The sequence below is a fragment of the Streptosporangium sp. NPDC050284 genome, from assembly GCF_044459525.1.
Lineage (GTDB): Bacteria > Actinomycetota > Actinomycetes > Streptosporangiales > Streptosporangiaceae > Streptosporangium.
Window position 1 is genome coordinate 1 of record NZ_JBITIZ010000045.1, and the last position, 9770, is coordinate 9770.

A 9770-nucleotide genomic window follows, 5' to 3' on the forward strand; every position below is an offset into this window, starting at 1 on the left:
CGGATACCTCATAATTCCGGCATATCGGATGCAGGGTCACTCAAAGGTCATAAATCACCCTCGATGATCTAACTCCCGGGCTTCAACCTCAGTAATGGATCGTCGTCGCGCTCTAGGGCGTCCACCGATGCCGGCCCACGGTGGCCTCGACGGTTGCTCCGAGCACGGGCGCAGTGCCCGTTGGCGGAACGGGTATCGGCCAGGCGCAGATTACGGCCGATAGGTGATCCCTTATTACAGACTGACCGAGGCACCGTGAAACCATCAGAAAACTTACATAAAATAGATGTCCCTGCCGCATTATATCGGCCGCTCTTCATGCAGGAAAAGGTCAGGCCACATTTCTGGCGACAGTCGAGATAGCAAGGATTTCAAGTCAATGATGCGGAAATCGCAGCCACGCTGAAAAGCGGCGCACCATACCGAAACTGTCTGTTGTTATTTGCCACGCGATGTGATGTCTTAGTGATGGTTCGTGTTGGGCAGGCGGTATCGGTGGATGTGCACCGCTGTCGCTTAAGACGCGCCTCGGTCCTACAGACAGGGAGTCAAGCTGGAGGGCGGCGTCTGCCTGCCCAGGTGACGGGGTGAAAGCTCTGCAGTGCCGTCGGGCATGGGTCGCACACGTCGGCTCACGGCGCCGACGGGTGATATTCGAGCCGTTGTTGCGCGGCCCCTTAGTAGACGCGCACATCTCATTCTTTCGCGTACGTATTTAGCGCACGCATTCAATCCGGTCGCATCACGTTTTGTTTTGTGGTGCGCGGATGTCTTCACGTGCTTTTCAGGCGTCAATGGTCAGGAGTTCGCTTCGTGCATGACAAAAACCTGGTGAAGGTCTACAAGGACCGTCAGTACACCTCCACGACGATGGTCCGCCACGACGGCATGGTGGTCGCCTTCGCGGTGGGGGCCGACCGGCATGTCTACTACAGCGTGCTGAGTCTGGATCAGGCCGATCGGGCGCGGGGAGCGCTGGATGCGGCCTACTGGAACAGCGACCCGGGGCTGCTGCCCTTCCCCACTGAGATCGTCGAGGTGGGCACGGAGGCGCCGCTGACGGCGGTCATGCCGACGGTGAAGAAGCGCGGCTCGGTGGAGGCGTCGTTCTCGGAGAAGCTGCTGCCGGGAGAAGACGATCCGTTTCTGTCGACGACGGCTCGGCTGACTTCTACCTTTCCCATCCAGGTGCTCTCAGACGGCCGGCACATCCTGGTGTTTCGCCAGTCGGTCGCCTCGGGCGATGCGGGGTCGGTGTACAAGACGAGCGCAGGCTCGTGGTCGGGGGATGCAACACGTAAGGACTACACCCTGGTCGGCGGGGCCAAGGTCGCCGCCGCGGACTCCGCGTTGCTGTGTGACCGATTCGTGCTGGTCGGCGCCGAACTCAAACCGGTTGTGGAGGCGCGCTACCAGCGCAGCCGCAGCCGGGTCGCCCCCGCCTCCGGCGGAGACACCCTCGGCACCCGCGACATGGAAGGGCGGCTGTTTTACGAGCCGACCCTGAAGCTGTCGTTCGCGGGCAAGCTCAGCGGCGGGATGTTCTCGGTGTTGTCACTGCCGACCGCGATCTCGGGGTTCTCGCGCTGGCAGGTCTTCACCGCCGACGACGCCGGTCTGCTGCACAGCTACAACCTGGAGCAAAGCCCCGAGGGGTTGTTCAACGTCGCCGGCACCCAGCTCTACACCAGTCCCGACGCCAAGTTCGCCGGCTCGGTGCTGGAGCGGTCTCCGGGCATCGATTCCCACACCGGGAAACTGCTGGTGCCGGTGCGCCCGCCGCAGAATCGGGGAGGCACCGCGCTGCGGTTCGACAACACCGCCAGCGCCCCGGTCATCGTGGGCAAGACCACCACGGCGGTGACCGCCGGGCCCTACACGATGGAGGCCTGGATCAAGCCCGCCACCGCCACCACCACCGGCCTCATCGTGGGACGCACCGACACCACCGGCACGGCCACCCCGGCCTATTTGAGCCTGAAGGCCGACGGCAAGCTGCTGTTCGGCCACGGCTCACAGACCCTCACCTCCACCTCGGCGGTGACGATGGACGCCTACTCCCACGTGGCGGCGGTCTTCGACGGATCACAGATGCAGCTGTTCGTGAACGGTGTGGCCGCGGGCACCCTGGCCACGACCACGACTGTCGAGGTCACCTCCCAGCTCCTGGTCGGCAAACGGGTCGTTTCCGGCCCGGCGCCGGCTGATCCCTTCCACGGCCATATCGACGAGGTGCGGATCTGGACGATTGTCCGCGGCGACTTCTCGGCGCGCGGGCAACGGCCGGCCGGCACCGAGACCGGGCTGTATGCCTACCTGCCCTTCGACGAGGGCACCGGCACCACGGTGCGTGACCGCAGTGTCAACACGTTCGAGGGCGCGTTTGCCACCGGCCCGGTATGGACCGATTCGGACGCTCCGTTGTTCGACGGCCCCGGGGTGAGCCACCAGTCGTTCTCGATCACCGGGCGCAAGGTGGTCTGCGGCCTGACCGCGACCTTGTACTACCAGCAACGCCCGGCGATGACGGGGTATGACCACACGCCGACGCCGGAGAAGGGCCAAGCGCGAGTCTTGCTGGCCTTCGCCACCTCCGGGCCGCCGCCGACGGGTGAGCCGACTGGCCGCTCCTATGTGGCGACCCTGGACTTCGCCCTGTCGACGGAAGGGAAGCTCGCTACAGCACCGGCGGTGATCGATCTGACCTGGATCGGCACGGCTGATCCCACCAAGGACACCGACAAGCTGCGAGCCGCCCAGGAGGCCGTCACCGCGGCCCGCGGCCAGCTCTACAACGACCAGGCGCTGGTAGCGCGTATCCCGGCCTACGAGGCGAGGTTCGCGCAGCTTAACGAAGAGCTCCACGGCGGCTGGTACAGCCTGAACTCCCAAAGCTATGTCGCAGGTCCTGCCGGTAAATGGGGGCGGGAAGTGAAGGCAAGAGTAACTGCCGAGGTGAACATCCTGGCGCCCGAGTACGTGAAACAGATCGAGGCCAGAGCACGGCTCGGGGCGGACAAGGCGGCCTTGGAGACGGCGCTCAACACCCAAGCCACGCTGAGCGGGGGGCTGCTCGGCGCGGCCGAGGCGGTCTTGACGATGCCCAAGGTGTGCATCGACCGCTCGGGCTTGAGCGTGCTGGGCGCCTTGTTGTCGGTCGCCTGGACAACGCACGCCCCCGCGCTGCTGGATGTCTCCACCGGTGAGGTGGCGCTGTACTTCCGCGGCGGCGATGGCCAGTTCTTCGCCGTCTACTACGCCACCACCATCTCCCCGGCCGTCAAGCAGATCGCCGTGACGGGCGGCACGTTGCGCCTGTCCGGCCGCGATGTGGCGATGAAGCTGGCCGACTTCGACGTGAAGGTGACCGCGACCGGAACCGGGACCGGGGTCGGCACGTGCAAGGTGGAGGTGAGCCGGGGGGCGACGGTCGAGACGTTCCCCTCGGTCCCTGATCGGGCCGACCTGCTGGCCGCAGTGCTGAACGGCTCGGCACGAGGATCGACCCTGGGGACGGTTTTGTCGATCCAGGACAAGACCGTGACACTGACCGAACCGCTGACAACCACCCTGGTGGCAGGCTCGGCCATCCTGGTGGGGGAGGACAACTGCACCGTCGCAACCGGGCAGCTGGGGTCGGCGCAGATCACTCTGTCCACCGCCCCCTCCACCGCCGGCACGGGCGCCAGGGTCCGCATCGCGGCCTATGACTACACGCTGGCCTCGTGCAACGTGGCCGGCATGTCGCTGGCTCACGGCTCGCTGCTGGTCAGCGCCTACGCCGGGTCCCTCACCGCGTCGGTGCCCGCAGGAACCGCGTCGAATCTCAGCGAACCGCTGGGGCCGCGCTGGCACGGGGATGCGCCGGGACGGGCGTTCTCCTTCGACAACGCCCAAAAGCACCACCTGCAACTGGCCAGTACGGCGAACATCTCCGCCCTGACCGCGTCCGGGAACCTGACGCTTGAGGCTTGGGCCAAGCCGACGTTCGTCGACGGCCTGGACACCATCTTGCACACCGATGTCGGCGACACCTGGTACGCGCTGGGTGTGGAGTACGGCACCCGGACCAACGGCGAGTCCGGCTACCACGTCAACGCCAACATCAACAAGCAGCTCTTCCGCAGCACCGAGGTGTTCCCTCTGGCTGAATGGGCGCATCTGGCGGTGTCGTTCGAGCAGGACTGGGCGATCCAGATGGATGGCACCGGTCATCTGAACGCCGGCGGCGCGGGCGGTCTGGACCTCGTGGACGACCTGACCATCGAGGCGTTCGTCAAACTCGACTCCATCGGCGCCAAGCAGGGACTGGTCGGCAAGGGCGCGTTCGGCGCCGGCAACCACACCGCGGTCCCCTACTGCCTGTATGTCGACACCGACGGTCGCCTCGCCTTCACCTTCGAGCCCGGCTCCGGCTCGGCGGCGGCGAAGGTCTACAAGTCGACGACGGCCCTGACGGCGGGCGCCTTCTACAAGGTCGCCGTCACCCGCAAGAACCCAACGGGTACGACGACCGAGGTGGAGATCTGCTTCTTCATCGACGGCAAGAAGGTCGGCGACTCGCAGTGGTACGGCGGCACCAAGCCCGTGGGCAACGACGCGCCGGCCGAACTGGGCCGGATGATGGAGGGCAAGACGGCCTCCGGCCTGAAGGGCGCACTGTCGGAGGTGCGGATCTGGAACATCGCCAGGAACAATACCCAGATCGGTGCGCCGATCACCGCCAAGGCCGCCGGCCTGGCCGCGTGGTGGACCTTCCCCGAGAGCAAGGGATCGCAGACCGAGGACCTGTGCGGCACCTATCCGGCCACGCTGCACGCGGTGAGCCGCGTCCGCACCCCCGACCCCGACGGAAACCGGTTCACCTTCTACCGCAACGGCAGCCCCGTCCCCTCGACGAAGACGACCTCGACGACGTCGAGCGTGGTGCGGCCCCTCTCTCCGCGCTCGGTGGTGGCTGATGGGTTCACCGGCGACCTGGACGAGATCCGGGCCTGGCGCACCGCCCGCACCCAAGAACAGATCCTGGACAACATGTTCGGCCGCGTCCGCGGCGACCGTCAGGACCTGCTGGCCTACTATCCCTTCGACACCGACGACACCGTGGCCGGGGCGTCGGTGAAGGACGCCGGCCTCAGCGGCCATCACCTGACCCAGTCGAGTCCGGCTCCCAAGATCGTGCTGTCCACCGCGCCGATCTCCACCGACACCGCCCAGATCCGCTCCGCGCTGACCGGCATCCGCACCGCCTTCCACACCACGATCGCCACCACCCCGGCCGCCACCGAATACGGTGACATTCAGCGCCTGGTCGACGATTCGCTCATCGGGGTACTGAAACGGGCTTATACCTACCTGCAGGCCGACAAGTCCTGGGCACTGATCACCGGCTACAAGGTCGGTGAGCTGACCACGACCTGGGTGGGCCAGGCCCAGTTCGACCCGCAACTGATCGGCTACATCGAAGGCGCCCCGCCGATCCCGTCGGAAAACCTCATCGCCGGCACCGCCGACGACTACAAGGGTGCCTCCTCGGTCGCCTTCGTCCAGGCCGACACCGTCGTCAACGCCCTGTCATCGGCCAAGAACAACAGCATCGACACGTCCGCGAAGCTGAAATTCGAGATAGCCACCGCCCAGAGCATCTGGACCGTCGCCGCCCCCCTGGGCGCCGGTACCGCACAACCAATGGCCGAAGCCACGTTGGATCTCGGGCTCAACGTCGAACTCAAGTACGCCAACACCTGGAGCAACGAGACCAAGGTCTCCCAAGGCACCAACACCACCCGCACCAGCAAGGTCGAGGTCACCGGCGGCTGGGAGGATCCCGACCCGGCCAAGCAGGTCAACCCCACCGCCGGGCGGCGCTGGGTACCGGCCAACACCGGGTTCGCCGTGGTGCAGTCCGAGACCGCCGACCTGTTCGCGCTGCGCCTGGTCCACAGCGGCGCCCTGGTCGCCTACCGGATGCTCCCCTCGCCCGACATCCCCCGCGACTGGAACCTGATCCCCTTCCCGATCAACCCCCGCTACACCAAGCAGGGCACCTTGGACGGCGTCGTCGGCTACCGCGAGCAGGGGACGAGCAAGGCGCTGAAACCCTTCGCCGACCCCGACTTCCCCAACGCGGCCGCCGACGGCGTGCGCGGCGAGTTCAGCTACTTCCGGCCGGTGGAGGCCTACCGGATCAAAAAGCGGATCCAGCGCGAGCAGCAGCAACTGCAGGGCTTTTACGAATCGGTGTCCACCGAGACCCATGCCCCCGACCCCACCCATGGCCAGGCGGCCAAGGTGCTGAACGGAATGATGGGCGGCACCGGCGCCGAAGTCACCCAAGGCGGCAACGTCGAGGCCGGACGTGAGGCCACCCGGGCCGCCTCACGCCGCAACATCGTCAACACCTACGTGTGGACCGCCGCCGGCGGGTTCTTCGCCGAGACCACCGGCACCACAGACCAGGTCACCGAGACCACGACCGGCTCCTTCACCTTCACCGCCGCCGTCGGCTGGAGCGAGGTCGGAGGCTTCGCGATCGGTAACGTCGGCGCCAAGTTCGGTTTCGAGTCCACCACGACCACCGGCTACAGCGTCACCCGCAGCAAGTCCAAAGACTCCACCCGCACCTTCAGCCTGGACGTCAGTTGCTCCCCCGGCAACCGACTGCAGAAACACAACGGCGACGCCCCCCTGTTCGACGCCGACAACAAACCGATCCTGGTGCCCGGCCGCGTCGACGCCTACCGCTTCATGAGTCTCTACCTCGACACCAGCACAGACAACTTCGAAGACTTCTACGGCAAGGTCATCGACCCCGAATGGCTGGATCGCGGCAAGGACCCCAACGCGCTGGCCCTCAAGCGCGCCCAGCAATCCGATCGCAAACCCCCCTGCTGGCGCATCATGCACCGGGTCACCTTCGTCAGCCGCGTCCAGGACACCGCCACCACCACCCCCTCCCTGGCCCAGGCCATGGGCGCCCTCGGCATCCGCAGCGATTATGAGCTCATTGGTCGCCTGCAGCCCCACCTGACCGGCGCTACCGGCGACTTCAACGCGTTGAGCGGAGCAGCCAAAACCGCGCTGGCCACCCATTTCGCCCGCTTGGTCCCCTACGCTGAGACCATCGTGGGCCGCCTGGCGGCCTACTACAACCTTCCCCCCGACACCCTCGCCATCGCCCCCGCCGCACCGAAGCCCCAAAGCACCCTCACCGCCACCACCAAGTCCATCGCCAAGGGGACAGACCTCACCGTTCAGTACTCCACCCCGGCCGACACCGTCAGCGCCAAGAACTGGATCGGCCTGTATCCGGTCGACAGGAAGCCCGGCAACGGTGAGTCCCTCGCCTACAAGTACGCCCCCAACGCTGAGGGCACCGTCGCCATTCCCACCACCGCTCTACCCGGCCCGGGGACCTACGCGGCCTGGTACCTCCACAACGACGGTTACACCGCCCTGACAGGCGTCCTCATGTTCACCGTGACATGATCCAGCACCACTGACGAGCCACCCGCCGAGCCACCTGCGGCGCCGGGCGACCTTACCCGACGCCGCAGGAACGGCCCGACACACCTACCAGGATCACAGACCACCGCGCAGGCGAATTCCGCTGATCTCAATCTCGTACAGGCACTAGAACTGGCCACGGCCGAGCTCAGAACCCTGCGCGCGGAACGCGACCGGCTCAAGGCGGGAACAGCCCAACTATGGGAGGTCGAAGCCGAACGTGATTAGTTGCGAGAGGTACTGAAAGCATCTGAAGAGGAACTGAAGGCGGCACTACAGGAGAACAGCACTCCGCTCAGGGAAATGACACGTAACCCGGAACGATGAAGGTGACACGGAGCGCGGACTCAGAGGAGCGCCCAGCTCACGGACTCGCCATGTGACATTGGAACGCGGATCCTACACCCGGGCCGGGGCCCCTGGCGGTGGGCGGGCGACGGGAGTAGGTCCGCTCGGCGGCTCGGGCTGCGGCCTGGCGCTGTTGCGCTTCGGTGCGTTCGCGGGCCTGTTCGTTTCGGGTGCGGACCCGCTTGGCTGCGGCCGGGTCGCGGCGGGCGCGGTCTTGGTCGCGCCGCATCTCCTGGTCGAGGTGGTCGCGGTGGTCGCGGTGGTCGCGCTCGGCGACCAGGGAGGTCAGCAGGCGGGTGGTGCGCTCGTGCTGGCCGGCGGGGGAGTCGGCGATGGTGTGGAAGCTGAGCCGGGCGGCCGCGACGCGCTTGCGGTCGGCCAGGCCCGGCATCACCTGCTCCACGCGCTCAGCGAGCGTCGTCTCCAGCACCTTGGCGAAGGACGTCGAGCCGGTTAGGAGGCGGTGGCGCGTCTGCAGGTCGGCCGCGCTCGTACACGAGGGGGAGGCTTGGCGGGCGGCGTGCAGCGCGTTGCCCGGCTGCGGGCGGCGGCCTCGGCCCGGCGGGCGCTTTGGTCATCGTCTGGGAGGCCTCCTGCAGTCGCTCTTGGAGCCGGGTACGCTGGCTGCTGGGCAGCAGGGCGCGCAGCCCGCTGTTCTTCTCGGCCAGCGCCGCCCGCAGCCGGGCAACGCGCTGCTGGGCGCGCTGGTAGATCCACTGGGCGTCGTGGCGCCGGTCGCCGGCGGTGCGGGCTTGGTCCAGGGCGTGGGGGGCGGTCGCGCTCGTCGACCAGCTCGGTCTTCACCTGGGCGCGGATGGCGGCGACTTGCTCAGCCTGCTCGCGCTCGCGGCGTTGTTGCGCCTCGACCTGCTGGGCCAGGGTCGTCGCGTGGGCGGCGGTCGCCTTGATGCGGGCGTGCAGGGCCTTGTCGCTGAGCAGGCCGTGCGGGCGATCGGGGCGGGTGACCTCGTTCAGCGCCACGCGGGCGACCACCGCCCGGGCGGCCTCGGCTTCGACGGCGGCCAGTTCGCGGGCCCGCACCGCGGCGATCGGCTCAGGCTCGGGGGTGAGGAGCTGGTCGGCACCTTCACCCGGCTGCTGGAGCACGTCCAGGTCCACGACGATGCGATCGGCCAGGTCGACTGGTCGGCCATCTGCGTGGACTCCACCATCGTGCGCGCCCACCAGCACGCCACCGGCGCCCGTAAAGGGGGAGCCACCAAGGCACAGTCAGGCAGCAATCAGCTCAGACCGATCAGGGCCGACAGGCGCTCGGGCGCTCGCGCGGCGGACTGACCACCAAGATCCACCTGGCCGTCGACGGACGCGGCCTGCCCCTGACATTCACACTCACCGGCGGCAACATCAACGACTGCACCCAGTTCACCACCGTGATGGAAACCATCCGCGTCCCCCGCGCCGGTGCGGGCCGACCACGCACCCGCCCCGAGCACGTGATCGCCGACAAGGGCTACAGCTCCCGCGCCATCCGCACCTACCTCCGCCGACGCAAGCTCGGCGCCACCATCCCCGAACGCGCCGACCAGCTAGCCGGACGAGCCCGCCGCGGACACCGCCGCCACACCTTCGACCCGGTCCGCTACAAACGACGCAACGTCGTCGAACGCTGCTTCAACCGGCTCAAGCACTTCAAAGGCATCGCGACCCGCTACGACAAGCTCGCCGCCCACTACCGATCAGCCGTGACCATCGCCTGTCTACTGCTCTGGCTCAGGTGATCCACAAAACAGGACCTAGCCACCACCCGCGGTGGCCACCAAGACCCTCTCTGTCAGACTCCTGCGAGACACGGACATATGAAGTCCTTTTGATGTGAAGCAGGGCGAGACAGGACGATCAAGCAGTGACGATGACCTTCGCTGACCAGGGCGCCATGAGGGGGCAAGATGGTCAGG

The 9770-nt window shown here is 67.0% G+C and carries 2 protein-coding genes and 1 pseudogene; 2 read left to right on the forward strand and 1 reads right to left on the reverse strand.

Features of this window, described 5'->3' with window-relative positions; genetic code table 11:
• Positions 1-813: 813 nt before the first annotated feature.
• On the forward strand, positions 814-7488 hold the full coding sequence (locus ACIBH4_RS39465; protein ID WP_362522027.1) for a LamG domain-containing protein: 6675 nt from the start codon (positions 814-816) through the stop codon (positions 7486-7488).
• 382 nt (positions 7489-7870) lie between these two features.
• Here ACIBH4_RS39465 and ACIBH4_RS39470 read toward each other — a convergent pair whose 3' ends face one another.
• Positions 7871-8284, reverse strand: a complete 414-nt coding sequence (locus tag ACIBH4_RS39470) for a hypothetical protein (protein ID WP_362522030.1) — start codon at positions 8282-8284, stop codon at positions 7871-7873.
• A 650-nt stretch (positions 8285-8934) separates the two neighbouring features.
• On the opposite strand from ACIBH4_RS39470, the pseudogene ACIBH4_RS39475 reads away from it, so the two are divergent.
• Positions 8935-9593: pseudogene (locus ACIBH4_RS39475) on the forward strand (IS5 family transposase); the annotation flags it as partial.
• Between the last annotated feature and the right edge of the window lie 177 nt (positions 9594-9770).